Origin of the sequence: Sphingobium aquiterrae, assembly GCF_037154135.1 — a bacterium.
GTDB classification, from domain to species: domain Bacteria; phylum Pseudomonadota; class Alphaproteobacteria; order Sphingomonadales; family Sphingomonadaceae; genus Sphingobium; species Sphingobium aquiterrae.
The window spans coordinates 22,308-47,232 of record NZ_JBANFL010000013.1; the positions used below are offsets into that span (position 1 = coordinate 22,308).

General features: G+C 62.5%; 30 protein-coding genes. 26 read left to right on the plus strand and 4 right to left on the minus strand.

The window, feature by feature from the left end:
* Positions 1 to 58 precede the first annotated feature (58 nt).
* The 7 genes from WFP78_RS14570 (at position 59) to WFP78_RS14600 (ending at position 5,926) form a co-directional block, all read left to right on the plus strand.
* The gene (locus WFP78_RS14570) at positions 59 to 520 is read left to right on the plus strand and encodes a hypothetical protein (RefSeq protein ID WP_336963697.1); all 462 of its coding nucleotides are present in this window, start codon (positions 59 to 61) and stop codon (positions 518 to 520) included.
* Positions 521 to 635: 115 nt separating this feature from the next.
* Positions 636 to 2,393, plus strand: a complete 1,758-nt coding sequence (locus tag WFP78_RS14575; RefSeq protein WP_336963699.1) for an ATP-binding protein — start codon at positions 636 to 638, stop codon at positions 2,391 to 2,393.
* Between the two features lie 74 nt (positions 2,394 to 2,467).
* Positions 2,468 to 3,532 (plus strand): DUF1419 domain-containing protein, encoded by a 1,065-nt coding sequence (locus WFP78_RS14580; RefSeq protein ID WP_336963703.1) that lies wholly within the window; start codon positions 2,468 to 2,470, stop codon positions 3,530 to 3,532.
* 120 nt (positions 3,533 to 3,652) lie between these two features.
* A complete protein-coding gene (locus WFP78_RS14585; RefSeq protein ID WP_336963706.1) occupies positions 3,653 to 4,018 on the plus strand; it encodes a DUF6283 family protein in 366 nt (121 codons plus the stop codon).
* 111 nt (positions 4,019 to 4,129) lie between these two features.
* Positions 4,130 to 4,318 carry a hypothetical protein gene (locus WFP78_RS14590; protein ID WP_336963709.1) on the plus strand — a complete coding sequence of 63 codons (189 nt, stop codon included), beginning with the start codon at positions 4,130 to 4,132 and terminating at the stop codon, positions 4,316 to 4,318.
* A gap of 49 nt (positions 4,319 to 4,367) precedes the next feature.
* Positions 4,368 to 4,949, plus strand: a complete 582-nt coding sequence (locus WFP78_RS14595) for a hypothetical protein (RefSeq protein ID WP_336963712.1) — start codon at positions 4,368 to 4,370, stop codon at positions 4,947 to 4,949.
* A complete protein-coding gene (locus tag WFP78_RS14600) occupies positions 4,946 to 5,926 on the plus strand; it encodes a hypothetical protein (protein WP_336963715.1) in 981 nt (326 codons plus the stop codon). Before WFP78_RS14595 ends, WFP78_RS14600 begins: the two co-directional genes overlap by 4 nt.
* A gap of 113 nt (positions 5,927 to 6,039) precedes the next feature.
* Here the strand turns inward: WFP78_RS14600 and WFP78_RS14605 are convergent, their stop codons facing one another.
* Positions 6,040 to 6,342, minus strand: a complete 303-nt coding sequence (locus tag WFP78_RS14605) for a hypothetical protein (protein ID WP_336963716.1) — start codon at positions 6,340 to 6,342, stop codon at positions 6,040 to 6,042.
* Between the two features lie 336 nt (positions 6,343 to 6,678).
* Here WFP78_RS14605 and WFP78_RS14610 point away from each other — a divergent pair, with 336 nt between their 5' ends.
* Together WFP78_RS14610 and WFP78_RS14615 are read left to right on the plus strand one after the other, a co-directional pair.
* Positions 6,679 to 6,930: a type II toxin-antitoxin system prevent-host-death family antitoxin gene (locus tag WFP78_RS14610; protein WP_336963718.1), complete on the plus strand. Its 252-nt coding sequence runs from the start codon at positions 6,679 to 6,681 to the stop codon at positions 6,928 to 6,930.
* The gene (locus WFP78_RS14615) at positions 6,920 to 7,342 is read left to right on the plus strand and encodes a putative toxin-antitoxin system toxin component, PIN family (RefSeq protein WP_336964036.1); all 423 of its coding nucleotides are present in this window, start codon (positions 6,920 to 6,922) and stop codon (positions 7,340 to 7,342) included. The genes WFP78_RS14610 and WFP78_RS14615 overlap by 11 nt, the downstream gene beginning before the upstream one ends.
* 73 nt (positions 7,343 to 7,415) lie before the next feature.
* Here WFP78_RS14615 and WFP78_RS14620 read toward each other — a convergent pair whose 3' ends face one another.
* On the minus strand, positions 7,416 to 7,565 hold the full coding sequence (locus WFP78_RS14620) for a hypothetical protein (RefSeq protein ID WP_336963721.1): 150 nt from the start codon (positions 7,563 to 7,565) through the stop codon (positions 7,416 to 7,418).
* Positions 7,566 to 7,852: 287 nt separating this feature from the next.
* Entirely contained in the window at positions 7,853 to 8,248 is a 396-nt protein-coding gene (locus WFP78_RS14625) for a hypothetical protein (RefSeq protein ID WP_336963723.1), read from the minus strand.
* Between the two features lie 81 nt (positions 8,249 to 8,329).
* Here WFP78_RS14625 and WFP78_RS14630 point away from each other — a divergent pair, with 81 nt between their 5' ends.
* The 4 genes from WFP78_RS14630 to WFP78_RS14645 all read left to right on the plus strand — a co-directional run bounded on the left by WFP78_RS14630 (position 8,330) and on the right by WFP78_RS14645 (position 11,198).
* The gene (locus WFP78_RS14630; protein ID WP_336963725.1) at positions 8,330 to 8,833 is read left to right on the plus strand and encodes a hypothetical protein; all 504 of its coding nucleotides are present in this window, start codon (positions 8,330 to 8,332) and stop codon (positions 8,831 to 8,833) included.
* Positions 8,834 to 8,835: 2 nt separating this feature from the next.
* On the plus strand, positions 8,836 to 9,033 hold the full coding sequence (locus WFP78_RS14635) for a DUF5818 domain-containing protein (RefSeq protein ID WP_336963726.1): 198 nt from the start codon (positions 8,836 to 8,838) through the stop codon (positions 9,031 to 9,033).
* A 576-nt stretch (positions 9,034 to 9,609) separates the two neighbouring features.
* Positions 9,610 to 10,077 carry a DUF736 domain-containing protein gene (locus WFP78_RS14640; protein WP_336963727.1) on the plus strand — a complete coding sequence of 156 codons (468 nt, stop codon included), beginning with the start codon at positions 9,610 to 9,612 and terminating at the stop codon, positions 10,075 to 10,077.
* A gap of 83 nt (positions 10,078 to 10,160) precedes the next feature.
* Positions 10,161 to 11,198, plus strand: coding sequence for an SLOG family protein (locus WFP78_RS14645; RefSeq protein WP_336963730.1), 1,038 nt, complete (start codon positions 10,161 to 10,163; stop codon positions 11,196 to 11,198).
* 166 nt (positions 11,199 to 11,364) lie between these two features.
* Here the strand turns inward: WFP78_RS14645 and WFP78_RS14650 are convergent, their stop codons facing one another.
* Positions 11,365 to 11,688, minus strand: a complete 324-nt coding sequence (locus tag WFP78_RS14650) for a hypothetical protein (protein ID WP_336963733.1) — start codon at positions 11,686 to 11,688, stop codon at positions 11,365 to 11,367.
* 467 nt (positions 11,689 to 12,155) lie between these two features.
* On the opposite strand from WFP78_RS14650, the gene WFP78_RS14655 reads away from it, so the two are divergent.
* The 13 genes from WFP78_RS14655 (at position 12,156) to WFP78_RS14715 (ending at position 24,878) form a co-directional block, all read left to right on the plus strand.
* Positions 12,156 to 12,455: a CopG family transcriptional regulator gene (locus WFP78_RS14655; protein ID WP_336963736.1), complete on the plus strand. Its 300-nt coding sequence runs from the start codon at positions 12,156 to 12,158 to the stop codon at positions 12,453 to 12,455.
* A 172-nt stretch (positions 12,456 to 12,627) separates the two neighbouring features.
* Positions 12,628 to 14,775, plus strand: a complete 2,148-nt coding sequence (locus WFP78_RS14660) for a type IV secretion system DNA-binding domain-containing protein (protein ID WP_336963738.1) — start codon at positions 12,628 to 12,630, stop codon at positions 14,773 to 14,775.
* A complete protein-coding gene (gene mobF, locus WFP78_RS14665; RefSeq protein ID WP_336963741.1) occupies positions 14,772 to 17,750 on the plus strand; it encodes a MobF family relaxase in 2,979 nt (992 codons plus the stop codon). Before WFP78_RS14660 ends, mobF begins: the two co-directional genes overlap by 4 nt.
* A gap of 10 nt (positions 17,751 to 17,760) precedes the next feature.
* The gene (locus WFP78_RS14670) at positions 17,761 to 18,357 is read left to right on the plus strand and encodes a restriction endonuclease (protein WP_336963743.1); all 597 of its coding nucleotides are present in this window, start codon (positions 17,761 to 17,763) and stop codon (positions 18,355 to 18,357) included.
* Positions 18,354 to 18,917 (plus strand): lytic transglycosylase domain-containing protein, encoded by a 564-nt coding sequence (locus tag WFP78_RS14675; RefSeq protein ID WP_336963746.1) that lies wholly within the window; start codon positions 18,354 to 18,356, stop codon positions 18,915 to 18,917. The genes WFP78_RS14670 and WFP78_RS14675 overlap by 4 nt, the downstream gene beginning before the upstream one ends.
* Positions 18,918 to 19,075: 158 nt before the next feature.
* Positions 19,076 to 19,459, plus strand: coding sequence for a hypothetical protein (locus WFP78_RS14680; RefSeq protein WP_336963748.1), 384 nt, complete (start codon positions 19,076 to 19,078; stop codon positions 19,457 to 19,459).
* Positions 19,460 to 19,772: 313 nt separating this feature from the next.
* On the plus strand, positions 19,773 to 20,339 hold the full coding sequence (locus WFP78_RS14685) for a hypothetical protein (protein WP_336963751.1): 567 nt from the start codon (positions 19,773 to 19,775) through the stop codon (positions 20,337 to 20,339).
* Between the two features lie 31 nt (positions 20,340 to 20,370).
* Complete coding sequence (locus WFP78_RS14690; protein WP_336963753.1) at positions 20,371 to 20,601, plus strand: DUF6771 family protein; 231 nt, start codon at positions 20,371 to 20,373, stop codon at positions 20,599 to 20,601.
* A gap of 35 nt (positions 20,602 to 20,636) precedes the next feature.
* The gene (locus WFP78_RS14695) at positions 20,637 to 20,894 is read left to right on the plus strand and encodes a DUF6429 family protein (protein WP_336963756.1); all 258 of its coding nucleotides are present in this window, start codon (positions 20,637 to 20,639) and stop codon (positions 20,892 to 20,894) included.
* Positions 20,891 to 22,042, plus strand: coding sequence for a hypothetical protein (locus WFP78_RS14700; RefSeq protein ID WP_336963758.1), 1,152 nt, complete (start codon positions 20,891 to 20,893; stop codon positions 22,040 to 22,042). Before WFP78_RS14695 ends, WFP78_RS14700 begins: the two co-directional genes overlap by 4 nt.
* Before the next feature lie 111 nt (positions 22,043 to 22,153).
* Positions 22,154 to 23,167 carry a hypothetical protein gene (locus WFP78_RS14705; RefSeq protein ID WP_336963761.1) on the plus strand — a complete coding sequence of 338 codons (1,014 nt, stop codon included), beginning with the start codon at positions 22,154 to 22,156 and terminating at the stop codon, positions 23,165 to 23,167.
* Between the two features lie 99 nt (positions 23,168 to 23,266).
* Positions 23,267 to 23,782 carry an RNA polymerase sigma factor gene (locus WFP78_RS14710; RefSeq protein ID WP_336963763.1) on the plus strand — a complete coding sequence of 172 codons (516 nt, stop codon included), beginning with the start codon at positions 23,267 to 23,269 and terminating at the stop codon, positions 23,780 to 23,782.
* Positions 23,783 to 23,885: 103 nt separating this feature from the next.
* The gene (locus WFP78_RS14715; RefSeq protein ID WP_336963766.1) at positions 23,886 to 24,878 is read left to right on the plus strand and encodes a FecR family protein; all 993 of its coding nucleotides are present in this window, start codon (positions 23,886 to 23,888) and stop codon (positions 24,876 to 24,878) included.
* Positions 24,879 to 24,925: the final 47 nt, after the last annotated feature.

Consider the following 24,925-nt stretch of genomic DNA (forward strand, 5'->3'; position numbering starts at 1 on the left):
CGACTTTTCCAACATCGGACGCTCGCCGGCGCGGCTGATCGTCCGAAGGAGACCTGTCATGGACATCATCGTCACCCGTTCCCGCATCGCGGAGACGCTGCCCCACCATGAGTATCGCTCACTCGTTTGCGCCGACGCCGTCGATGAGGAACGCCGCAGGCGGACCTGCGTCATCAAGGCGCCCAGGATTGCCGGATGCGTTCCCTGCCTGCGGATCGCGCCGGTTATCGCCCCGTACCGCTACTTCGCGCTAAAACCGGCGTCACGCGAGATTCTCGGATCGCGCATCGGTGCGCTGGCTAGGCGGATCGAAACGCTGATGGTGCGGGCGGTCTTCCCGGAAATGGCCGCTGAACGCCGGCGCCTGGTCATAACACTCGATCACGATCCCGGCGATGCCTGCGTCCGTACCGACATCGACGATCTGACCGGCGCCTTCGACCGTCTCGAACCCCACCGCAACAGCCTGACCGCGTGCGATCTTGGCCTTCGCCAGGATTGCGCGCGGCACGCCGCTTGATCTCGCCCCTGACTATGAGACCGCCTGGATTCTCAGCCATGCCGGCCGGTGCGATCCCCGCTATCGCGTGGTCGAACCGGCAGATCATGGCGGGAACGACCCGGATGGGCATGGAGTGGAGGAAGCGGGATGTGGGGGCGACGATGAGGTCGCGGCAAACCCGGAGGCTCACATGACCTTTCCCACCATGATCCATACCTCGGTCAGCCAGTCCCTGCTCACGAAAATTGGACGCCTGAGTAATGGAAGTTGCTTGGATGCGATCGTCGAAATTATTCAGAACAGCCGCAGGGCTGGCGCAACCCATATTGATATCACCCGGATCGAGGGGGACCGGGGGCCGGTTTTGCGCATCCGCGACGATGGATGCGGCATTGCCGATCCCGCGAAGTTCCTGACGCTGGGAGATTCGGGCTGGGACGAGCGCATCGCCCGTTCGGAAGACTCCGCGGGCATGGGCGTGTTCAGCCTCGCCGGCCGTCATGTCCTCGTTCGATCCCATGCATCCGACCTCGGCGCGGCGTGGCAGGTGACCATAACGCCGGACGCATGGGAAAGCGGCGAGCCGCTCGAAGTCATGCCTTCTTCCCTCCACAAGGGCACCGTAATCGAGATCGACCTGCCCGAAGCCTGGGCGCAGCAGCTCGAACAGGCGGTGAAGGACGCCGCGCGCTTCTGTCCGGTGGCGATCTGGTTTGGGGACAAGAGACTGGCCTATGAAAACTTTCTCAGCAAAGCGACACGGGTCGAGAAATGGAACGGCTGCCGCATCGGCATCTTTGCCGACACTTGCCATGTTCCTCGCGACCTGCCCCGGATCAACTTTCACGGCCTCACCGTGCCCTGCGACTTGCCGCATATCCATGACGCCGATGGAGGCCGCGGCTGGTATGCGAAGGTCGACATCGTCGCGGCGGAGAACCTGAAGCTGGTTTTACCTTCCCGCAAGGAGGTTGTGCAGGGCGCGGCGCTCGACGCGCTGCGTGAAGCCTGCGAGGCGGCGATCTTCCGCACAATCGCCTGCGAAGGTCACCATCGGTTCGCCCATGCCGATTGGCTGCGGGCGAAGGATTGGGGCGTATCGTTGCCGGAGACCGCGCCTTGGCTCCACGCCTGGACCCCGCGCACGGCGGAAATCGACAGCGTCCACCTCGGCGACCGGGTGGCGGGTGAGCCGATGATCCTGATGCCGGCCAATCCGCCGCACATCGAGCATTGCGCCGGCCGGGCCATCGGCTCCGGTCCACTGCTCAAAGCGACGCCCGTTCTTCCTGTCCCCGAATTCGCCGGCTACAGCTGGTACGATGCCATCCCATGCGTGCTGGGCTGTTCGATCCGGATCGAGCGGGCCAAAGGCGATGTCTTCGACCATAGCGCGGACGGACAGGTTCCGCCCGGTGTTGTGAGCGAACCGGTCGATGCAATCGCGGTCGAGTTTGCCGCGCGCACAACATGCGATCTCGACGTTCCGGTCGAAGTCCTCTCGCTGCCCGCGGATGCGCTGATCATTTCCGGCGAGTGCTCGACGGACCTGCGGGACGTCATCATCCTGCTCGCCACCGGCTGCAAGATCACGCCCGCCGAACTCGCGGATCTGCTCGAAGACGTGTGCTTCTATGCCGATGAGGACTGCGACTCCGACAGCTACCATACCCAGCAGGCAGGGTTCGAGATGCGTGCGCGCTTTACCGCCAACATGTTGCTGCTCGGCGAGGATGCCGCGATCATCGAGCGGGTGCGCGAGGCGCTGCGCGAGCATGTCTCCTGGCTGATCCCGAACGACCGGGCCATCAGGATGCACGTTGTCAACCATGTGGTCGATGCCGCCTTCGCAGACAAGGACGACGCATCCGCTCCTGCCGCGGCCGAATAACCTCTTTCCTCCCCACCATGCCCGGCACGCCGTCCCGTGCGCCGCGTCGGGTCATGTCTTCCAGGAGACACCCCATGATTCAGGATTCGCCATTCAGGAAAATCTTCGACGGCGTCGCGACGCGCGAGCAGATGTTCCAATTGTTCAACCGCGTTCCGGACGCCCCGGTCGAGGATCGCATCTCGGGAAGGGCCTACGCAAACCAGTGGTTCGCAATAGACGAGCAATCCTACGAATACATGCTCGAGCTGCTGCCGCCTCTCTTCATGCGAGCCGGCATGTTCGCCATGTCCGAATTCAAGGTCGGTTCCGTCACCTCGGTCTTCTTCGAGATCGACGGGCTCAATCGCTGGTTTCATGGCTACTGCGATCTTGGCGACCGTCGAAGTTCCGATGCAATGCGCGCCGCGATCATCGCCCATGAGAAAGCCGCTCTCGCCGGCTTGACCCGCGCACAGAAGCTCGACCTGATTTGGTCGCGTACGCACTCCGATTTCCGGGGCGTTGCCGGTGATGCGAATCCGGACGCCTGGCCCGCGGAGCATATCGGCAAGCGCACGATAACCGTGTTCGAGCCGGGTGCCGGAACGGTCCTGAAGCTGCTTGAAAACCTCACCGACCAGGAGATCGCCGACCGCCTGCCGAAGGGGCCGACGATTTCGGCAGCCGGCTTTCGTCCTCACCGACTTCTTCGCGTTATTTCTATCAAGGAGCCGAGCGATGGAAAATTACTATCTTCAGACCGCGTTCGCGATTTCCGTGACGCCACAGGAAGCGGCGCTGCTTCAGGAATGCTTCGCCGTGGACGTCTGTCTCTCCTGCGACCTCGCCGAGCTTCCCTCCGACGACATGCAGGCGGTCAAAAGCTACTACGCATCCCGCAGCGAGGCGTTCAGAAGCATCTTTCCGCAAAAGCCGGAAGAAGAAGATCCCTTCGCCGGCTTCTTCGATCTCTGGTCCGACCCCGGGTTTTTCGGGTTCGGCGCCACGCTCAGTATCACCCACAGCCCGGACGGCGGGCGATGTTTCGCGTCCATATCCGGGGACGACGCCGACGTTTCGGCGCTCGCATCGCTGATCCAGAAGATCTGCAAATCGGCGCTCCCGTACGGTTTCCACTGGGCCGAAGGCTGCCGTGAGGACGATGGTTACGCCTCCTACGGCGGCGGCTATTACGTCGTCACCGAGACCGGGATACTTGGCAACTCGGCCCGATGGCACATGGAGGAGACGCTCCGGACCTTGCATGTGGGGGCGTCATGAAGCCGCTGCTCAAGCGGCCGTGCGGCGAATGTCCCTGGCGCCGCGATCATCCGGCCGGTTGGCTCGGCGGCTATCGGCCGGAGGATTTCACACAGCAGATTCAGTTCGACGGGCCGCCGCTGCCTTGTCACAAGACCATTCCCGGTGACGGCACCGATGCGCGCGCGATGTGCGCCGGCGCGCTCATTTTCATGCGCAATAGCTGCAAAGCCGCGCACCATCCCGACTATGGCGATGCTCTCGAAACTGTCGAACCCGACACCGACACGGTGTTCGCGTGGTCGCGGGAATTTCTCGATCACCATAGTGACCCGGCGGGATGGATCGAGCGCGTCCGGGCCAGGATGGTGGACCGGCCCTGAGGCCTCCCAATAGTTCTTTCCCTCTCCGAGCGGCCGCAGCGGTCCCGGATCAAGCGGGGCGGACCCGGTGCGCCGCATAGCTTCCTCACCTCAACGCCCATGGAGGATATCATGGCCCAATTGTCGCCGCTTAGATCTGTTTTGGCCGGGTTCGACCGGAGCTACGCGATCGCTATTCAGCGCCGGACCACTACCGGCCGTGACCAGTTCGTCATACGGACCGGCGATCCAATCCAGCCGTTCCGCGTAACCGAAACCCGCCCGGCAAATAGGGAGGACGTGGTCCTGCGCGTCGCCTGACCGTCACTACAACGCCGTTGCGTCGAATTTCCGGCGCCCTTCTTCAACCATGATCGCGCATCTCGCCTCCGCGGCTGCCTCGGAGGCGAGCCTCGACGTGCGCGTCCTTCGAAAGGTGCAGAGCATGACTTTCAAAACCGCCGACAACCAGACCGTCCCCGAGCCCGTGCTCCGGCAGATCCATCAGTACAGCTTCTACAAGACCAGTGAGGACCGGCAGGTCACGCTCGCGGTTCTCGAAATCCGTCAACCGACCTTCACAACCCTGACGCTGACCGAAGCGACCCATGATTATGAAGTGTTCGCCGCCGAATATCTGACCGGCATCCTCGCCATGCGTCTTGCGGAGGGCTGGACCGTGATGTCGGCCTCCGAGCGCCATTACATGCTCGCCGCACCATCGCTCGACGACAATGCTCCTGAAGTGACGCCGGTCTGTCCGCGCTGCGAGAGCGAAGAGATCGTGCGCGATGCCTGCGCGCGTTGGGATCGAGCCACCGGGCGCTGGGTGCTTGCCGAACTGCACGACGACCTTTTCTGCGAACACTGCAACGAGGAACCGCAGTTCGCCGCGATAATAGCGCATGCGGCTGGCAACCCCGTTATCGATCCTGAAGCGGGCCGGCCATGACATCCCGTCCGCGTGACCGGATCATGGACGCGGCACCGCCTCCCGTCATGGTCGCATGGGGCGCGGGTGTCGACTCCTCCGCCATGATAATGGGCATGGTGGACCGCGGCGAACGGATCGATATCGTGTTGCGAGCCCGAATGCCCGAAAATCCGCGCACCCTGGCATTCATTCCGATCTTCGAGGCGTGGATGGACGCCCACGGAATCGCACATGAAACGGTCACTACCGTCCCGCGCCACTTCAAGCAGGCGCCGCCCTATTTCGACCTCCTGGAGGCGTCGCTTCTCAATGCCGCGCTGCCGAGCATCAGTCTGGGCGGAAAAACATGTTCCCTTCGTTGGAAATCCAGCCCACAGGAGAAATGGGCCAAAACTTGGCCCCCGGCACAACAGGCATGGGCGCGCGGTCAGAAGGTCATACGCCTGATCGGCTTCAACAACGGTCCGCGCGACAGCAAACGCTATGCGCACGCCGGGGCCCGTCCGAGCGATCTGTTCGATACGAGATTCCCTTTGCGAGATTGGGGCTGGGACAGAGACGCCTGCGTCGACCGCCTCCATCGTGCCGGCTTCGAGGTGGATGCGAGTTCCTGCTATTTCTGTATTGGAGCCCGTCCCAGGGATATTCGTTTGCTCCCGCCCGCCAATCTTCGCTTGATCGTACTCATGGAAGCCCGCGCGAGGCCGCGGCTGCGAACCTGCGAAGGGCTCTGGCGATCCACGACCAGGGGCATCAGGGGAGGCGAGGCCCGTCCCGGCTCGATGACCGCGTTCATTCGATCGGAGGGCCTGCTCGATCGTGCCGAGATCGACTGGATCGAAGAGGTCGCGACGGCCGACCTTGCCGACTTCATCCAGTCGGTTGCGCAGTTCCCGATCGATGCCCGGCCCACCATGCATGACTGGATCGAGCGCTTCCAGGACCAGGCCGATGTGCTCGGCATTGATGCCGAAGCGAAAAGCCTCGCCGCCTGATAATGATGCGTCGTGCCGATCGCCTCGCTATCCGCGCCAACGGCTACGGGTTCATCGCCACCGGCCGTCGCAGCCTTCCTTCCGGATAGACCCTCACATGGGTCAATCCGCCCCTAGTTCAACCTTCCCGGCAATCGGATCTCTTCCGAGCAGTGCTCAAGCATGTCCTGCGTCACCCTGATGGCACAGCGATTATATCGTTCGACAAGCAGGGAGAGCGCGATCCGTTGTTCGATCGCGAGCGGCGCCTGGTCGAGAATGCTCAGCATCTTGACCACCACGAGCGCTGCTTCGCCATATTGCTTCTGGAACGAGCCGCTGTCCGCCAGTTCGTCGAAATCGACACCCTCCATATTGGCGATCGTTTCCCCGGCATATGCCAGGCCTTCATCGATCTTTTCGGGCGAGATCTCCATGCGAGCTATCCGTTACTGGTCCGCGAAAGCCTATAGTACTACAGACTGCCCACCCATGCACGCAGGCAAGCACGAGAACAGGCGGTTCCCGGCTCATGGCGAACATTGGCCGGGTCGGACGGTGCTGCCAGAATGGACCGGCAAACCCTGCACGAGGTGCAGCATGAGATTGGCGGCGGCGACAAATGCTCTTCTTCTTTGCACGCCCGGGATCGCGGACGAGCCTGCTACCGGGCACCGGGGGCCGTTAGGCGCCATAAGTCCCTTGAATGCGGGACCAATCCATCCCAGATTACCAATCGAACGATTCGATCGTTTTGATCGAATGGAGGCCCGATGCAAACCATTACCGCCAATGAGGCGAAAACCCGCTTCGGCGAGCTGATCGACCGTGTCCAACGCGAACCTGTGCGCGTCACCCGTCGCAACCGCGTCGTCGGCGTCATGGTGTCAGCGGAGGACTATGCCGCCATGCGGGACTTCTACGCCGACAGGCTTGCCCGCACTTTGCGCGAGACGGCTGATGAGGCCGCGCGAAAGGGTCTCACGGAAGGCGAACTGGATCGACTGCTTGCCGATGAGGAATGACGGTTTCGTTATCGATACGAATGTCCTGATCAGCGCCGCGCTTGTCGCGAAATCGGCCCCCGCGAGAGTGACGCTCTGGGTGATCGCCAATGCACGGTTGATCTTCGCCGAACCGACCTTCGACGAATTCCGCTCCCGGCTCTGGCGCCCGAAATTCGACAAATATCTCACGATCGAACGCCGCAACCAGATATTGCATGACTTCAGCGCGATCGCCGAGTGGGTCGAAATCGATAACATTGCGATTCCGGTGAACAGCCGCGATCCCGATGACGACATGTTCATCCGCGCCGCGCTCGCCGGATCGGCCCGCTGGCTGGTCAGCGGGGACCGCGACTTACTGGAACTTCCGCCCATCGAAGGAATCACGATCCTGTCGCCAGCAGATATGCTGAAGCGGATTTCCGCATAGGCTCAGGGCACCGGTGGAAAATCAGTCGATACGGTTCGTGGAGCCGATCGCTGCAAGTGCAGGCTTCTGCTTTTCAGGCCCCTCCGAGCAGTCGCTCGCGGGCGAGGTCGAGCGCATGGGAGAGCCGCATCGCCACTACCTGATCCTTGGGATTGACGAGGCAGGCAAGGGCCGCCTCCATCAGTTCGATGGCCTTTTTCAGGCCCGGTATCTCTTCGGTCATGATCGTCTCCACCAAACCGCGCCCAGTCGGCGGACACCCTCCCTGAGGAGGATGCCGGCCCCTGAGCCGGACGTGTCGAAAACGCGAAAGATTGCACGCGTGCCTGAATTTTAGCCGGAGCCTGGACATGAGTCAGGCCATCCGGCCGCAAAGGCATGCAGCCGACCCAATCTTTCGGAGTTTCGACGCTCCGGCCCGCCACCGGCGAACGCCCCTCACTAGCCCGATCCGCCGGGGGGTGCCAATTGGTTACGGCGATGCAGCAAAAATGAGGTGTCAGATGCGCCCTAGCGCAGGGAGAGGCGCGCTTTTTCTACCGGGCGATACATGTCGGTGCGGTCCCGCATCACGCCCGTAAGCCAGACGAGATGGCTCGCCGCATCGGCCAGAGGCAATGTGGCCACCACATCGAACAGCGCACGCTGGTAGGGAGAGTTGCGATCGAGGATATCCGCCAGCCGCTCGCGCCCGGGACTATGGGGATCGGTGATCTCGGCATTGGCTTCGCGGGCCGCCTCGAGGAAAGCCTCGGCCAGCTCCTGCGATTCGTAGTATCCGCCGTCGAGACCTTCCCCCAGCGCACGCGCCGCAAGTTCGCTGCGCACGTCCGCAATCTCGGGGTCATTGACCGCGTCGATAAGGGCCAGATTGAAATCGAAGCCGGCGAGATATTCCGCAATCATGGGGGATGCTCCCTTCCGCCGTACCAGAACATAGAATGAACATATTTGCAAGCGCCATGAAGCGCGGATAGGAGCGGCACCATGATTTTTCTTATTCCGCAGGGACGCAAATGGTCTGGGAGTGGAGGAGGAGGTGAGCGGCTCGGCGATCGGCCGATGTGCGAACCCGTTCTACCATCGGGAGAATCCGATATGATCCAACAGACCCAAATCTCGCAGGGCCCTGCTGCCGTTCGAGCGCGAGACGCAACTGCTGTCGCCAACGGCCTGATCGCCAAGGCGAACCAGTTCCGAAAGCTGTTCGGCCCCGACAGCAAGGCTGCCCCCGGACTTGACCATGCCGCCACCGTCCTGCTCGCGCTCCTGCGCGAACGTGACAAATTGTCCGCCATGTCGGAAGCCGCGATGATCGCTCGGGACGGCGCCGGGATTCTCGGCACATCTCCGGCGGAGACGATCGTGATGCTCGATGAAGACAATCAACAACTGCGCGCCGAGAATGATCGGTTGATCCAGGCCGTTGCGCATCTGGAGGAGACCGAAGCCGCAAGGGCCGCCCACGCCGCCCTGTATCCCTCGACGTGACCATGGCGGTTGCGCCCCTCCGCCTTCATGGCCGCCTGCGCCGGAACGAGCGCGGGTTCCTCCTCGAAACGGACGATGGCCATATCTGGCGGCTCACCGGGGTGGAGGACTTCGCGCCTCTCGCCGCCACGCAGGTCATCGTCGAGGGACGCAAGGCCGGCGGCAGCCAACTCGACGTCCTCTGGATCGGGCCGGCGTAGCGGCCCCAAGCGGCACGCTCCGCTTGTCCCCCGAACGTCCCGCTTGCGGCCCCGTCGCTGCGGGGTTCGGCGAGGACGCCTCACCCCGCAATCAGCGTCGGGCGAGGTCCATCATCGCATCCAGAGCCACCTTTCGCAGTGTCTCGGCGTGCCGGGAGTGGTCCGGGGATGCAAGGGCTGCCTCCGCCCAAGCTTCGGTAGAAGAAAATGGGCCTGCCGACAGGATTGTCCGATCCAAAGGTGTCGGCAGGCCCATTTTCTTCAACCTCCACTAGGGCGCAGCGCGACGTCCCTTGCATCCCCGGACCACTCCCGGCCCTTGAGCCCCGGCGAAGGCGGCTCCGGATGCGATGATGGACAGGGGACCGGCTCGCCCTCCGCTGATCAGGAAGGAATGGCTTCGCCATGCTTTTCCTTGATTGGAGCCGCTACCGCGGCTTTTTTCTTGGCTCAGGCTCACCAGATACGATGAAAATCTGTCAAGAAAAAAATGCTGTATCTCAAATAAAGGGAAGGGGGTAAAGTGTTTGTGCGGATGGGGAATGGACCCCGGAAGCACATTAAGGAGTAACGGCAATGAACATCGGTGAGTTTGGTTTGAAGAAGGGCCGCATTGTCGGCTGGATCGCGACTCGCAATCTCGACATGCCGAGACTTGGTCTTCGTGCCGTGGAGAGCGACAACGAACTTGCGCCCAATTACGAAGTCGTCGCCTTCAACGGCACCCGCTGGGTTCAGGTCGGCGCGCTCTGGGAAGCCGTCGCCAAGAAGACGGGCGAGATTTTCCTTCAGGGAAATATCGACGATCCGAGCATGGCCGAGCCGCTGCCTATCGCGCTGTTCGGTTCGGTCGAGGAAGGCTATCGCGTCGCATGGCGCAGGCCCGAACGTCGCGACGATTTCGGGTCCGCCGTTCGCACGCCGCGCGATGGCGCTCCGTCCGGCCGTGGCGATGACTATGGCTTCGGGGGCAGCACCGCCGATGACCATGGCGGTTTGACCACCGACAGCACCGCCGATCTGGACGATGAAGTCGCGTTCTAGTCGCTGAACCAAGACGGGCCGGGGGAGCGGTGGAACGCTTCCCCGGACCCTGACCGATCATCAAGCCATCAGGAGTCAGACCCATGAGCAAGAAGTCAGCTAAGGCGTCCGTTAGCAGCTTTGCGGACCTACAGGAACTTTATGCAGAGGAAACCGCGACCGACGCCTTTGCAGCGTCGTTCGGCGATCCGCTTCCCCTGTCTATCATCGAGAAGGGCGATGAACCCGGCGAGCACACCATGCCCGAACCCTTCGCCGCGCAGAAGGTTTGCGGCGAGCTTATCACGTCGCTTTTCCTGCTACTGGACGATACCCGCCTCAGCCCGCTTGCCCCGGATGCGGCATGGGGCATCGTGAACAGCTTCCATTTCGTGGCGGGAACGCTGGAGCGGCGCGAGGATCGCTTGGCCGACAAGATACGAGAGATGAGCCGGCGCATGGAACCGGGCGAGGTGTTCAACAAGGAACTGGAAGACGCCCAGCTTGAATGCCAGTCACTGGCCGAACAGCGCGCCGCGTTCGAGGCGATGCGGGATTATGCCGCCGCCATGTATCGCGCCTGCTGGCGTCGGGCATGGGCACCGACCAAGGGCAGCAAGGCGTCATCCGTCACGACCGCAAGCTATGTGAATGCGCTCGACTTCCTGCGCGAACGCGCCCTTGCCGAGCGTGAACGGGTCCAGCCGCAAGGTCCTGTCGTCGTCTTTTCCGGTCCTGCCCTATGGGAGGAATGGGAACCGCTATGGGCGAAGCTGGACCAGATCAAGGCGCGCGTTCCGCACATGACGCTTGTCACCACCGGGCAGCGCAAGGGGGCGGACGCCATCGCGGCGGCATGGGCGGCAAGAGAGGGCGTTCCCGTCGTCGCGTTCGGCCTTTACGGGGGCGGCAAGAAGCCCGCCTTCACCCGCAACCGCAAGCTGATCGAGCTTCGCCCCGTCGAAGCCGTGCTATGCGAGGGATCGGGCATACAGGCCAATCTCTACCAGAGCCTGCGCAAGGAGGGCGTTCCCATTCATGCCTTCCAGAAGCCCAAGGACGCGTCCAATCCGCGCGGCAAGCAGGGAGCCGACCCGGTAGAGCCAAAAGACACATTCCGGCGGGCACGTCACACCGCCTGATACCATCGGGCACGGCGCTTGTTCCTAGCGCCGTGCCCACATATCGCAATCCAGCCGCCAAGGCTGGCGCGCTTTTGCGCGCTGGCCTTTTTTCGTGCCCCAGGCCGCCGCCGCGCCTGACGGCGCGGCGGCGGGAGAACCCGAACAGGGGGGAGGGCCGACCGCTTCACGCCCCGGCATCGAGACTGTCAGTCGCGCCGCTATTCCCCTTTGTCGGCGCGGGCGCGGCTGGCGACTTCCCCGAACGGGAGGCATGAGGCGCAGCCGACGCCCCCTTGAGCGCGGCGAGCGCGGCAGCGCCGCCGAGCCGCAGCACTTCGCCCAGCACGTCGCGGAACTCGCGTTCCGTCAGTTGCTCGACCGGCAGTGCCCGCACTATGCCCGCATAGCGATCGCGCAGCTTCTCGCGTGTCGCGGCGATTTCGCCTGCAATCCTATCCTGACGCTCGACCAGATCGGTGAGCCTGTCGCGTTCAGACATTTTCGGCATGACCAGTTTCCTTCTCTTAAGGCTGGCCCGCTCGTCACGCGATCCTTGTCGCATAGGCGCACCCACGCCACAAGCGACCCTGCCGCGAATAGCGCGGCCAAACTCCCCATATCGACCCACACCGCAAGGGTGCGCCCGGCAGCGGTAGTGTTGACGCAGCAACTCCGTTGCTGCGGGCAAGCGACGCACTCGCTGCGCGGTTGTATTGCACCGTACGCACGGGTGCTGAGGCCTGAAACGGACATAAAACCAATGGGTTATCGTGTCTGACACGTCAGACAAAATTCACTTCTCTTGTCTGACACCGGTGACGCCTCAGTTTCGACCGCCAAAAACCCCAGGATTACTGCGGCCTTGGGCTGTCTGACGCGTCAGACGATGCGATTTTGTTGTGATTGCCCACCATTCGCGCTATATTGTCTGCGCGTTGTGACCTGCCTGGCGAAGCTCCTGATGGAGCAGACGCCTTGGCGCGCATTACCATTCGCATCGACGACCATCTGGCCGAGCGCCTTATCCTGCGCGCCCGGCGCGTTGGCGTCACCGTTTCCGAACTTGCCCGGCCCGCGCTCGAGCACGCCGCGGACAGCCGGGCCGGATATGTCTTCACCTCGCAGGACGAGATTCTTTCCTGCGTTCTTCAGACGCTTTCCATCGTCGCTGCGTTGGCGCGCCGCGCGTCGCCCGAAACGCTCGAGCAGGGCATGGCCGACGCCAAGGCACTGCTCGAAGCGAAGGGCCTGCTCGGACCGGAGCAACAGCCATGAACCGGCGCGCGGATCCCCGTATCGCCGGCCTGCGTGAAGCATCCCGGTTCCCGGCCGCGAACTTTCAATCTGGCGCCACTATCGGCCTTCGCCTCCCTCTGCCGTTCCGGTGCCATCCCGATCCGGGGGCACGGCGAACCGGCAAGCACCCCGCTCGGGGGAGCACGCGGCCATGAGCATCTTCCGCAACGATACCCTTGGCTCGTGGACGCGCGGGGGTCAGGCCATCGTCCACAACGTCCGGATGACCACCCAGGTCTTCTACCAGACCATTCTCGCCGGGTTGGTGCTCTGGGTGATGGGCACCTGCTGGTACGCGTTCGAAAGATCAAACGAATATCAGCGCTTCGTTCTGGTCAAGCTGGTCGAGGCGACCTTCAAGACGGATGCCGCGCCGGGAACCAACGACCCGGTGCTGTTCCGCACGCCCCAGGGTCGCCAATATTGGACGTTGGCCGATACCCTGGCCGAGGCGCCAGTGGTCAAGAATGCGCTCCACAAACTCGAGACCGACCTGATTCATGGCGCGGCGATCGCCGGGGTCGTCGCCCTCTTCGGGCTGGTGAGCGCCTGGTTCTATTTCACCCGAACGGGCCGGGGTCTCGGGTCGAACGAGTATATTCGCGGCGCCCGGTTCGGATCGGTCTCGGAAGTTCGCCGTGCGGTCCGGGGGCAGAAGAAGGGCGCCCTGTCGATCGGCGGCGTCGCGGTCCCCGAAGCCTTCGAGCCGGAGCATATCCTGCTGGTCGGCGCGCCCGGAACGGGGAAGACCAACCTCATCACCACCATGCTCGAAGGGGTCCGCAAGGCGGGAAAGCGCGCCATCGTCTATGACACCGCCGGGAGCTTCGTCGAGAAATTCTACCGCCCCGGAAGGGACATCCTGCTCAATCCGCTCGACAAGCGCACAGACATATGGAGCCCGTGGGTCGATGTCCCGCAGGAATATCACTACGACCAGATCGCGGAATCGACGATCCCCGACAAGCATGGCGATCCCTTCTGGTCCAAGGCGGCGCGCGGCACGCTGGTCGCGGTCCTGCGCAAGCTCGCGAGGCAGAAGCACACCCTGATCTCGGTGCTGCTCGACCGGGTGCTGCGCTCCCCGCTCGCCGACCTCGCCGCCTATGTGAAGGGCACCGACGCAGCCGCCTTCATCTCCGCCGAGGGAGAACGCACTTCGGCCGGCGTCCAGGCCGAGCTTGCATCGGTCATGCGCAGCTTCGCCTATCTCGACGACACCGAGGACGGCTTCTCCATCCGTCGCTGGGTCGAGGACGAGAAGGATGACAGCTGGCTGTTCGTGACCGTCAAGGCCGACCAGCTTCCCTCCCTGCGCCCCCTGATCACGGTCTGGCTAGACATCGCGATCAGCGCGATCATGAGCCTGACCCCCGATCGCGACCGGCGGCTTTACGTTGTGATCGACGAACTGCCCACGCTCCAGAAGCTGCCGAGCCTCTCCGACTTCCTGGCCCGCGCGCGGAAGTATGGCGGGTGCGGGATTTTGGGCTTCCAGTCCTACCCCCAGCTCAACGCGACCTACGGCAAGGAGGATGCGGCTGCCATCACCGGCTACTGCTCGACCTGGGTGGCGCTGAGGGCGAACGATACCGATACGGCGGAACTGGTCTCCAAGAATCTCGGCCGGGTCGAACAGGTCGAGGCCAATGAGGGCATGTCCTATGGCGTGAACGACATGCGCGACGGGGTGAACCTCAGCCGCATGCAGGTGACCCGCCCACTGGTGATGGATACCGAGGTCAACCATTTGCCCAACCTGTCCGGCTTCCTCCGGTTCGGCCGTAATCTCCCCGTCGTGCGTTTCAACGATCGCTTCAATCCGCTGCCCAGCATCGCTCCCGCTTTCGTCGAGCGGACCGATCCCCCCAAGCGCCTGCCGCTCGGCAAGGCCATCATCTCCCAGGCACGGGCACAGCGCCGTGCGATCCAGGCGCAGCAGGCCGCGGCACGGCAAGGGCAGACTCCCGTTCCACCAGCCGCGCCGGGCGCGACGCCGTCCCCCGAAAAGACGCAGGGCGATCTTTTCTCCCATCCGAAGAAACCCCCGACTGTCGATGAGTCGATCGGCGTGCCCGTTCCCGAAGATGCGGCGCCGCAGGAAGAGGTGTTCGGGCGGCCGGAGCATATCGAGCCCGACATGGCGGATGATGTTTCGCCGGTCGCCGATCCCGGCGAAGAAGAGAATGTGGTCGCAACGCCCGTCACCCTGCTGGGTGCGACGCGTGGCACCATCCGCGTCTCGCTTGCCGCTCACGGCCGCGCCGAAGGTCCGCGCGAGAAGGCGAAGCCGGCATGATCCATCCCCGCCGCCTCAAGGGAACGCCCGCCAACATCGCCAAATATTATGCGATTGGCGACTATTATACCAAAGGCGGCAATGAGCCGTCTGAATGGGGTGGCAGGCTCGCTGAAAGCCTCGGCCTGTCGGGCAAGGTCGACCCCAAACAGTTCGAGGAACTGCTTGCCGGAAAGGTCGGCGACCAGCAGCTCGGTCGCCGCCGCAAGGACGGTATCCAGCACCAGCCCGGCTGGGACTTCACCATCAGCGCCCCCAAGTCGATCTCGATCCTGGCGCTGGTGACGGGCGACGAGCGGATTCTCGCCGCGCATGAACGGGCGGTCGGCGTCGCGCTCGCCTATGCCGAGGAACATGCCGAACTGCGCCGCCGGGTCGAGGGCGAAATCGTCCACGAGACCACGGGGCGCCTGCTGTTCGCGCGCTTCACCGAATATGCGAGCCGCGAGCTCGACCCCCAGCTTCACACCCATGTCGTCATCCTCAACATGACCAATCATCTCAACGGCGACCGCATGTCGAGCCTAGAGACGCGCTCGATGTATGCCGTGCAGATGGTCATGGGCCAGATCTATCGCAACGAGCTTGCCCATGATGTGCGCGAGATCGGTCATGAGGTCGTGTTCGATCCGCGCAAGGGACTGTTCGAGGTCGAGGGCGTGCCCGGCCAGCTCATTCGCGATTATTCGCAGCGCGCCGAGCAGATCAACGCGCATGCCGCCGAGCATGGCTATGAGGGGCAGGCGATGCGCCGCGTCTCCTTCTTCGCGACGCGCAAGGCCAAGGAGAAAGTCGGGCTCGAAGAGCTACAGGCCCAATGGAACAAACGCGCCGAACCCTACCGTGAGTATCTCGACAAGCTCCAGGTTGCCGCCCGCGAGCGCGGTGAGCGGACGATCGAGATCGATCCTCGCGTTGCGCGCCGGGCCGCCCTGTTCGGCATCCGGCAGAGCGAGACACGCGAGGCGGTCAACAATATCGAGCGGATCTATCGCACCGCGCTGGCATCGCATGTCGGCGAGGTGCGGTTCGGCGACGTGCGGCCGTTGTTCGAGACGCACGAGGCCAAAGGCAAGCTGTTCGCCACCGTCCGGCAGACGGGCGATCAGCCGCTCCCGCGCGGACGCACTTCGCGCCGGACCGCCAAACTCGAACTGGCACTGTCCGAACATATTTCCCTCGCGATGCGCGATGCCTCTCCCGCCGCCAGCCGGGAGCGCCTTGCCGAAGTCGCCGCTGCACAGGGGCTTAACGCCGAGCAAACGGCGGCACTGATCGCAATTGGCAGCGGCAATGACCGGGCGGTCGGCGTCCATGGCGCCGGCGGCGTCGGCAAATCGACCCTGGTCCGCGCGCTGGTCGAGGCGACCCGCGACGATCATATCACCGTTGCGCTTGCGCCAACCTCTTCGGCGGCAGCGGAACTGGGGCGCAAGGCGGGCATCGAGTCCCGCACGCTTGCTTCGCTCCTCGCCAGCGGCGGCCACGGCCTCACCGACCGGCATATTCTCGTGGTGGACGAGGCGGGCCAGCTTGGCAACCGGCAGGCGTTGCGTGTCTTGGAGATCAGCCGCGCAACCGGCGCGCGCCTCATATTCCTTGGCGACAACAAGCAGACCGGCGCGATCGAGCAGGGCAAGGCCTATTGGCTGCTCCAGCAACTGGGCCTGCCGACCAGCCAACTTAGGCAAGCGATGCGCCAGAAAACCGGCTCCACGCAGGAGGCTGCGGATCTCGCGCGCAAAGGCGACTATGCCGCTTCGCTCGCTTCGCTCGATCACGTGACGACGGGCGCCAGCGCGGAGGACCTCGCCAAAGGCATGGTCGCCGATTGGACGCGCCTCAAACCCGAGATGCGGGACGACACCAACATCCTTGTTCTCGACAACGCCACCCGCCTGATCGTCAACAGCCATATCCGCGAAGTGCTGAAGCGTGAGGGTACGGTGGCGGCGGAGGAGCATCGGCTCGAGGTGCTGACTCCGTCGGGCATGACCGACCAGGAAAAACAGATGGCGCGCTTCTACACCGCCGGGCAGGTGGTGAAGTTCTCCCGCGACAATCCGGGGCTGGGGATCGTGCGCGATGCCGACTATCGCGTCGTGGGGATTGGCCGGAACAACCATGGCCGCCAAGTCGTGCGGATCGCCGACGAGAATGGTCGCATTATCGAATGGCGTCCGGGGCTCGGCAAGGCAGCCCATGTCAACGTGTTCCTGACCGAGAACCGTGAGATCGCTCAGGGTGACCGCATTCAGTGGCGGCTTCTCAACAAGGAGATCGATGTCAAGAATGCCGAGCGCGGCACCGTGCTGGCGCTCGAAGGCCATATCGCGACCATCAAATGGGATCGGGGCGAACGAGTCCAGCAGGTTGACCTGTCGGTTCACCGGACATGGGACCATGGCTATGCCGAGACCGTATATTCGGCGCAGTCGAAAACCTACGCCCGTGTCTATGCGCTGGCCCCGGTGGAATCGGGCCTGGTCAACGGCCAGAATTACTACACCGCCATTACCCGCGCCGCCTATGGCGTGAAACTCTGGACCGAGGATGCAGCGCGCCTCGCCGAAAAGCTTGCCTCACGCTCGGGCGAGAAAACATCCTCTCTTGAAGGTCTCGGCCGGATCAAGGCCGACAGCCACAAGCTGCGAGGGCTCCGTCACAAGGATAGGCACGACCGCTCCCGCGAAGACAACGCGCGTGAGCGCGACGCCCGCAAAGCAGAGCGCGAGCAGCGCGAACGCGATCGACGCGAGCACGGCAAGCGCCCACGCGGCTTTGCCGAAACCCTTGCGGGTCGCGCGCAGGAGGCCGCTTCGCTCGTCGACCACTTCCTGCGCGGCACGATCGAGCGTGATCGTGCCCAAGCGGCGCGCGCTCCCGGCCGCGCCGATACCCCCGAGCCTGTTCACCAGCCCGATCCCCAGCCGCAGCATGACCATGGCGGTCATGGCGGCGGGCATGATCGATAGGAGAGCCCTCATGAATCTGAATCTTGCGCTCGTTCTGATCCTATGCGCCGCGCTGTTGGCGTTTCTCATTCATCACTATCGCATCCCTATTCGCCATCGCTGGCGACGGCGGCAGGCGCGCGAGATGTGCGAGCAGCTGCGCGGGCGCGATCGCAATCAGCCTGCCGGAATCCATTATGCGCGGCTCCGCGCCATGGACCCGCTCGCGTTCGAGGAACTGCTGCTGGAGGCTTTTGAGCGGCGCGGGCACCGGGTCATTCGCAATCACCGCTACACCGGGGACGGCGGCGTCGATGGCGAGGTTATTATCGACGGCGAGCGCTGGCTGATCCAGGCGAAACGCTATCGCGACGCCATCCGGCCGGAGCATGTGTCGGAGTTCGCCCAGCTTTGCGCGACCCGCCGGCAGCGCGGCCTCTTCATTCATACCGGCCGAACGGGCGGGATGAGCCGCGCTGTCATTGATCGCGCCACGGGAATCGAGATTGTGTCTGGGCAGCGATTGCTGGCGCTGCTGACCGGCGCTCCATTCGAGCCGGGAAGTTTACCCCCTCGCAATTATTGCGGCCGCGATCGGTCCAGCTTTCGTAATCGGACAGCGCAATGATGGGGCATCGTCCAGCGCCGGCTTTGTCCTTCTCCTTGATCGTACGAGGGCTGCTGGCCGACATAGCGATTTTGTCCGCCTTGCTGACGCCCGGTCCGGCACTGGCGCAACGGACCACATTGGGAGAGGCAGCCGAGATCGCGCGTTGTATTGGTATCGCAGGACGTGGTTATGGCTGGCTAGAAAAGACTCTTTGGGGTCTTCGCATACAGGAAGCGGGTTGGTTAGGGGCCGAGATTGCGAACGAGAACGGCACCCATGACCTCGGCCCGCTACAAATTAACAGTTCGTGGGTCCCGCGGATCGCGAGATTGGTCGGCAAACCTGAACGTCAGGTGCGGCACTGGCTTCGTTACGACGCGTGCTTCAACGCTGAAACCGCGCGCTGGATATTTCTGTCCGGACTCAAGACAACCGGCGACTACTGGAAGGCGGTCGGAGTCTATCATAGTCCTACCCTCTGGCGGCAACGCGCCTATGCCGAGAAAGTGGCGAGCCATCTACGCAACAGATACGGTGGGGCCGCTTTTGCGGCAGGTAGCGCGGATGGAGGGAAGTAGGCCTTTGCTCTATGCTAGCCAGATTATGCGACTCGCAGTTGCCCCCTGGATGATCACGTGATTGCATAATCAACCGAGGGTCGGCTGGAACGCCAACGCTGCACTAGCAAAGGCCCGATAATCTTGCCGGAGCCGATTTGTGGAGGCATGATACGAGCATGATCTCCCTGCTGCTCCTTGCCGCCGCCCCTGTCATCGAAAGAGTCGCAGAAGGCCCACCGCTTTGCGTGCCTGTGGCCTCCGATCAGCTGAAGCCCACGACATCTGATATCGAGGAACATCGTGCGCTCCGCCGCGTGTTGGGTGAGCCAATGCCGGACGCTTCCATGATGGTGATGCTGCACGGCAAAGGCGGTCATCTCTCCACGCAAGAGTATAGCATAATTGCCGCTCGAAACATGGACGGCCTCTGGCATGGTACGGCGGTTGGTCGAAGTCAGATCTCGGTAAAGAACGCGCCCTACACACCCATGAAGCGGGCTGAATGGGTCCTTGACAAGGTTACGGCCGAAAAGCTTGATCGCGCGATGGATCGGACTTGACCTTTCGATCGAACGGCTACCAGTTCAGCCCGGTCCGGCCCTCCACCGCTCGGCCATATCTCGGAGAAAATCGATATCGTCGTATCTCGCAGTGCCAGCCATTCTTTTTATGTCGCCGAGGGTGGAGAGGGTATCGCCAGCTTGATCCGTCCGCCGAAGTGATGTTCGCTGGTTATTGCGCGGCAAGCACAACGAAATCGACGAGTTTGGTAGGCCGTTGTGGTTGCCGCCAGTATTTTCCCAGCTAGCGCAAATGGTGGTTTGGCATAACATCGTTGGTCACCCGACAGCGTCGACATGATATTAAGAGCATATGTTGATTGACCCCGCCTTTCCGATGGTCCTGCGCAATGACGCTGCGTGCGTTCATCGCAATGCCGTGCGCCAGGATTTCGCGATCAGCGAAGACACCTATGATCTTTATGCGCTCGCGGGCCTGACCAAGGGAGAGGAAAAGCTTTGGGCGCAGTTCGCGGCGCTGGGACAGGGCAAGGCACGGTATGACCTGTTGCAGAAGTTGATCAAGCGCCACCCCGCGCTTCGCCTGGGTTTGCTGCTGGACGATGTAGCCGAGGCCATGCTGATCGCCGGCATCACTGATCTGCGTACCCGCGAAGGTGCCCTGCTGGTATTGGAATGGATAGATGACGACTTCGGCGCGCCATTGTTGCCACCTTCGATTTTGAACGTGATCAGGCCAAAATTGCGGGCGCTGCGTCGTCGACACTTTGGATGGGTAGTGCCACCGCAAAGCGGGGGAAAGAATCATGGCGCTGCGGCGGAGGATGGCGCGGCCATCGAGTATCCCCGCGTGTGGCTGTCGGAACCCCAGTTGGAGCGCTATCGGGGCGATGCCGACTGGTCCGCGATTTTTGAATGACGTTGGCTGTCCGCGATCATAGGAGGGGTGCATGGATGAGGATATGCAGGCTATCATTCTGGGTGTGATCGAGCGCGCGCCGCAATGGATCAGGCACGATCTGGAGGTTAAGGATCGGCGCGCCCGCGCCAGGGCAGAGGAAGCGTTGGCCGCCATGATCGGCAATGCGCTGAAGCTGGCGGTCGCGGAACCCGGAGCGACAGCGGGACCCAGATCACGCGACGCTGACAAAGCTGGGGTGACAGGCATTTCTGCGCTATGATGGGGAGGGGTGGCTTCACGGCCGGAGCGTAAGGCATGCATCATGCGGATATCGATACCGACAAGATCGACGAAGCGGTGTTGGCGCTCATGTTCCTGACGCGGCACAATGAGGATCGGCTGCTGGGCACAGTGCGGGCATGGAAGTCGTTCGATTGGGACGCGCTCGACCGGCTTCATGCGCAGAATATGATCCTCGATCCGGTGGGCAAGGCAAAGTCCGTCGTGCTGACACCTGAAGGCTGCCGTCGCAGCGAGGAACTCTTCTACCGGCTGTTCGCGAAACGCGTATGATGATTCAGGACAGCGCTTATGGTGCCGGCCGCTCCAGCAGCAGGCGTGGAATTGCGGCGAGCTTGGCAATGACGTCGACGCGGTTTACAATATTCACGGTGCTGACCTGCATTTTGGGGGCTGTGCCCCTGTTCGCTGTGACGGCTCCTGCGATCGATGCCCAGGGGATAGCTCATTGCGCAGATGACAGCGGAGTGAACCGCTGCGATGCCGATCAGCGGCAGCGCATGTTCGAACGTTATTCCCTTCCTTCGCTCGCTCTTGCCATGGGAGACAATCAGACGATCATCCGCATCTTCTATATCGACGGTTACGGGAGGGATCTCGTCGCCATCACTTTTGTCCGAGATGGGAACGGTACGGACAGGACGTCGATCGCATATCCACGCGATGGCGCGGGCGCTCTCAACGAGGCGCTGAACGCACCATTTCCCGCCGCTGCATGGTCCGATCTGCGGCAACGTGCCGAGCCGCTTTTTGCCAATCCCGAAACTTCCGAACGCAAGGCAAGCGAACCGCCTTCGATCTGCCTGCATGGATGGATGTTCGATCTGGAAAGCGCGGATCGAGCAAGAAGCGACAATTCAGTGCATGCCCGCAAACGCATCGTCCATGCATGTGACGACCAGATGGTGCCGCGTTTTGCGCTGGATGCGGCGGCTGTGGCATTGGAGCAGTTCCCCGCCTGCGCGGCGCTTGACCCGGCGCAGTATCGCCATGCGCCATCCAGGCTTTCGGCCTGCCGATTGCTCAACGGGAACCAACTGGAAGCCGCCTCGGTCATGAACCGTGGGAGCAAATTCAGGATGATCAAAGACGGGGCGGATGCAGTAAAGCTGGCTGACATGTTCACGAGCGATGCCAATATATTGTGGAATGGACGATCTTCCGCCAATGAAAATGCCGCCTCATTCTGGGCAAGGCACGCCGGTGGCCCACGGGGATGGACAAACCTCAACGTCAAAAGCATCACGGGCGTTGAAAAAGGAGAAGTGACGCTCACCGGCATGCTTTCTCGGTCGATCGACACTGACCGGGGCGCCGCGACAGGTTCCGAAACCGCAGATGTCGAGCAGATTTGGATTCGCGGCCAGGACGGCAAATTCAGAGTGCGGCATGCCGAGGTAAGTGGCTGGAAGGCTCGATGATATCGTATTTGCATCCGTCGGGCAGGTAAGAATCCTCAGTCCGTTTACCGCGCTAGAATTTTGTCGTGCTGAGATTTGTTCGCAACAGAAGAAATGTTATGGATACTCGCCATGGATCACGTGCATCGAGCCGGGCAGGAGGCTGGTAGCGAAGACCGGTCGTGGCGATCGCGGATTGACGCACCCCTGGCGCGTGGCTTCGTCCGTCAGGAAACACGGCAAATTCATGCTGCCCATGCCCACATTCGCCACATCCCCGATGAGTTTTACACAATGATCTCGCAGCGCTTCAGGGGGCGTCGGCGTTTATCGGCGTCGAGCCTGAGGCTTCTCGTCTCCGAGATCGACAAGAAGGCCGGCAGCGCCCTGAACTCTGTCAGTTCGAGCATCACGCAAGAATTAGCGAGCAAGGCACGGCCAAACTCCATCCGACACGACATTGTCCACTATCTCATCGAGCCGGCGCCGCAACCACTTGTTTCCAACGCTCGACCGCAGGATCGCACCATGCGGCTCTGCGTTTTTGCAGCCATGCTGGATCAGGGCGGAGTGACGATCAGCTTGCGCGAGACGCCGATCTGTTTCTGGGAACATGCCGCCCGTCGCTATCTGATCCGCGGTGGAGAGGAACATGATGCTGCCGTGCGGTCGATCGGGCGACGACTGGCAAGCACCTACATCCTGCCGATGCTGGCTCAATATGAGCGTGACGTGGCAGTGGCCGGAACGGAAATCGCGATCCCGTTCTCCGGTGGTCTTCTGCTCGGCCGCTTCCAGGCCAGGCCGATGGCGGAACATTCCGGACGCGTCGTCACATTCGACCGATACCGCATGCAGCAACTCACTGTTCCCTATAACAGTGCCACGAACTTCATCGTGAAGACTTACGTGAATGCAAGCCAACTAAGCGCCGATCAGAGGGAGATCGTGCAGGAGATGGAAGCGTGGCTCGCGGTGCATCAGTCAATAGCGCAAGCCGCCATCACGCAGGTCCACCGTGTTGGAAACCGAAATGTGGAAGACGTCATTCCTTCTGACACATGGCGGGATATGAAGGCGGACTTCGTGTCCATGTGGGGTCGCCTCTCCCACGCTGTCGTCTCATCGGCTCATTTCAAACTTTAGCGTTCGCAAATCTTCCCTGGAACTACAGCAAGGCATACAGCGAACTAGGTAAATTGAGTTATTGCGAATGGTTCTCATGTCGGGCTAGAAGGGCGCGCCATGTCGACCAATTCTGTCGCTCTCACGCGCCTGCTTCTGCGCGAACGGCCGCTCCTGATGCGGCTTGCGCAGCGCATTCTGGGAAACGCGACCGCGGCGGAAGATGTGACGCAGAAGCTTTGGCTACGCGTCCAGCGGATCGAAGACGATCCGCCGATCGTCAACAAGCGAGCCTATCTGTTTCGCCTGACCGCAAATCTCGCCACGGACGAGGCGCGCGCCGAGCGGCGCCGTGAAGCACTGTTCGAGATGGGCGATCTGCCGGACGATGTCGCTGACGATCAACCCTTTGCCGAAACCCGGATGGTCGATCAGGAGCGGTTGCGGCAACTTGAGGCGGCGCTCGCGGAATTGCCGCTGCGCTGCCGCCAGGTGTTCACGCTGCGCCGGATCGACGGGCTTCCTCCCGACGAAGTCGCCAGGCGGCTCGGCATTACCCTCAATGCCGTCGCCAAGCATGTGCGGATCGCCTTACGGCATTGCCACGAGCGGATGAATGAGGATTTCGGTGCGTAACAGACAATAATTCGCGCAGGAAAGTCCCGATCCGTCTATCTGAAGCGTCCTAGAGATAAGAGAGATAACGCTTCTGCAATTTGCAGGGAGCGAAAAGGGCCCCATGACCGTGACCGCCGATCAGCCCATTCCCAAGGACATCGCCGACGCAGCGGCGCGATGGTTCGCTGACCGCGATAGCGGCCTGATGAAGGATGAAAAGGCGCTGCGAGCATGGCTGGCGAGCGATCCGCGGCACGCACGGGCCTTTGCGCAGATGGAAGCGGTCTGGTGGGAACTTGGGGATGTGCGGGCGTCTTGCGATGTGAGGGCGTCGCTCGCACAGCCGCCTCGCCGGCAAAGACCTTCGCGCAGGTGGCAACTCACACCCGCGAAGCCGCGTCTCTGGATTCCCGGTGCCGTAGCCGCCGGGCTTGCCATCCTGGCGATAGGCGGCATGCAGGACTGGCCAACGCGCCTGCGGGCAGACGTGATGACCGCGACGGGTGAGCGTCGCACGGTCGCTCTGCCCGACGGCACGCTCGTGCAACTCAACACCCATAGCGCCGTAGCGCTGGATTTTGCCGACAACCGGCGCCTAGTGCGTCTCATCAGGGGTGAAGCGCTGTTCGTCGTGGCGCCCGATGCCAGGCGTCCGTTCACCGTCGAGGCCGACGGTGGCAGCACGACAGCGCTCGGGACGCGATTTCTTGTGCGTGAACAGACAGACGATACCCGTGTCACCGTGACCGAGCATAGCGTTCGCGTGATCTACCCGCGGAACGAGGGCAAAGGGATCAAGGTCGAGGAGGGTCAGAGCGTTTCCTATGGGCCTGCGCATGGCCTTACCGCGCCGGCACAGGTCCGTGTCGCCGATGCTCTCGCCTGGACCCAGGGTTCGCTTGTGTTCGAGGATCGCCCGCTGTCGGAGGTCGTGGCGGAACTGGAACGTTATCATCCCGGCTATTTCCGTGTCATCGGTGCCGACACCCAAAAGCGCCGGGTCAGCGGCGTGTTCAGCATCGATGATCCCGTCAGTTCACTGCGTAAGTTGCAGCAATCGCTGGGCTTGCGCTCGACGCGGATCATCGACCGGCTGATCTTCCTCTACATGTAATTTTTTGTTTCCGAGAAAAAACTTCCTAATCTCAAGTCCCGTTCCCG

What these genes read in the sequence shown, in the direction of transcription:
- WFP78_RS14570 (WP_336963697.1), top strand. Translation starts at nt 59, where the DNA reads ATGGACATCATCGTCACCCGTTCCCGCATCGCGGAGACGCTGCCCCAC.
- WFP78_RS14580 (WP_336963703.1), top strand. Translation starts at nt 2,468, where the DNA reads ATGATTCAGGATTCGCCATTCAGGAAAATCTTCGACGGCGTCGCGACG.
- WFP78_RS14585 (WP_336963706.1), top strand. Translation starts at nt 3,653, where the DNA reads ATGAAGCCGCTGCTCAAGCGGCCGTGCGGCGAATGTCCCTGGCGCCGC.
- WFP78_RS14590 (WP_336963709.1), top strand. Translation starts at nt 4,130, where the DNA reads ATGGCCCAATTGTCGCCGCTTAGATCTGTTTTGGCCGGGTTCGACCGG.
- WFP78_RS14595 (WP_336963712.1), top strand. Translation starts at nt 4,368, where the DNA reads ATGATCGCGCATCTCGCCTCCGCGGCTGCCTCGGAGGCGAGCCTCGAC.
- WFP78_RS14600 (WP_336963715.1), top strand. Translation starts at nt 4,946, where the DNA reads ATGACATCCCGTCCGCGTGACCGGATCATGGACGCGGCACCGCCTCCC.
- WFP78_RS14605 (WP_336963716.1), bottom strand. Translation starts at nt 6,342, where the DNA reads ATGGAGATCTCGCCCGAAAAGATCGATGAAGGCCTGGCATATGCCGGG.
- WFP78_RS14610 (WP_336963718.1), top strand. Translation starts at nt 6,679, where the DNA reads ATGCAAACCATTACCGCCAATGAGGCGAAAACCCGCTTCGGCGAGCTG.
- WFP78_RS14615 (WP_336964036.1), top strand. Translation starts at nt 6,920, where the DNA reads ATGAGGAATGACGGTTTCGTTATCGATACGAATGTCCTGATCAGCGCC.
- WFP78_RS14620 (WP_336963721.1), bottom strand. Translation starts at nt 7,565, where the DNA reads ATGACCGAAGAGATACCGGGCCTGAAAAAGGCCATCGAACTGATGGAG.
- WFP78_RS14625 (WP_336963723.1), bottom strand. Translation starts at nt 8,248, where the DNA reads ATGATTGCGGAATATCTCGCCGGCTTCGATTTCAATCTGGCCCTTATC.
- WFP78_RS14630 (WP_336963725.1), top strand. Translation starts at nt 8,330, where the DNA reads ATGATTTTTCTTATTCCGCAGGGACGCAAATGGTCTGGGAGTGGAGGA.
- WFP78_RS14635 (WP_336963726.1), top strand. Translation starts at nt 8,836, where the DNA reads ATGGCGGTTGCGCCCCTCCGCCTTCATGGCCGCCTGCGCCGGAACGAG.
- WFP78_RS14640 (WP_336963727.1), top strand. Translation starts at nt 9,610, where the DNA reads ATGAACATCGGTGAGTTTGGTTTGAAGAAGGGCCGCATTGTCGGCTGG.
- WFP78_RS14645 (WP_336963730.1), top strand. Translation starts at nt 10,161, where the DNA reads ATGAGCAAGAAGTCAGCTAAGGCGTCCGTTAGCAGCTTTGCGGACCTA.
- WFP78_RS14650 (WP_336963733.1), bottom strand. Translation starts at nt 11,688, where the DNA reads ATGCCGAAAATGTCTGAACGCGACAGGCTCACCGATCTGGTCGAGCGT.
- WFP78_RS14660 (WP_336963738.1), top strand. Translation starts at nt 12,628, where the DNA reads ATGAGCATCTTCCGCAACGATACCCTTGGCTCGTGGACGCGCGGGGGT.
- mobF (WP_336963741.1), top strand. Translation starts at nt 14,772, where the DNA reads ATGATCCATCCCCGCCGCCTCAAGGGAACGCCCGCCAACATCGCCAAA.
- WFP78_RS14670 (WP_336963743.1), top strand. Translation starts at nt 17,761, where the DNA reads ATGAATCTGAATCTTGCGCTCGTTCTGATCCTATGCGCCGCGCTGTTG.
- WFP78_RS14675 (WP_336963746.1), top strand. Translation starts at nt 18,354, where the DNA reads ATGATGGGGCATCGTCCAGCGCCGGCTTTGTCCTTCTCCTTGATCGTA.
- WFP78_RS14680 (WP_336963748.1), top strand. Translation starts at nt 19,076, where the DNA reads ATGATCTCCCTGCTGCTCCTTGCCGCCGCCCCTGTCATCGAAAGAGTC.
- WFP78_RS14685 (WP_336963751.1), top strand. Translation starts at nt 19,773, where the DNA reads ATGTTGATTGACCCCGCCTTTCCGATGGTCCTGCGCAATGACGCTGCG.
- WFP78_RS14690 (WP_336963753.1), top strand. Translation starts at nt 20,371, where the DNA reads ATGGATGAGGATATGCAGGCTATCATTCTGGGTGTGATCGAGCGCGCG.
- WFP78_RS14695 (WP_336963756.1), top strand. Translation starts at nt 20,637, where the DNA reads ATGCATCATGCGGATATCGATACCGACAAGATCGACGAAGCGGTGTTG.
- WFP78_RS14700 (WP_336963758.1), top strand. Translation starts at nt 20,891, where the DNA reads ATGATGATTCAGGACAGCGCTTATGGTGCCGGCCGCTCCAGCAGCAGG.
- WFP78_RS14705 (WP_336963761.1), top strand. Translation starts at nt 22,154, where the DNA reads ATGGATCACGTGCATCGAGCCGGGCAGGAGGCTGGTAGCGAAGACCGG.
- WFP78_RS14710 (WP_336963763.1), top strand. Translation starts at nt 23,267, where the DNA reads ATGTCGACCAATTCTGTCGCTCTCACGCGCCTGCTTCTGCGCGAACGG.
- WFP78_RS14715 (WP_336963766.1), top strand. Translation starts at nt 23,886, where the DNA reads ATGACCGTGACCGCCGATCAGCCCATTCCCAAGGACATCGCCGACGCA.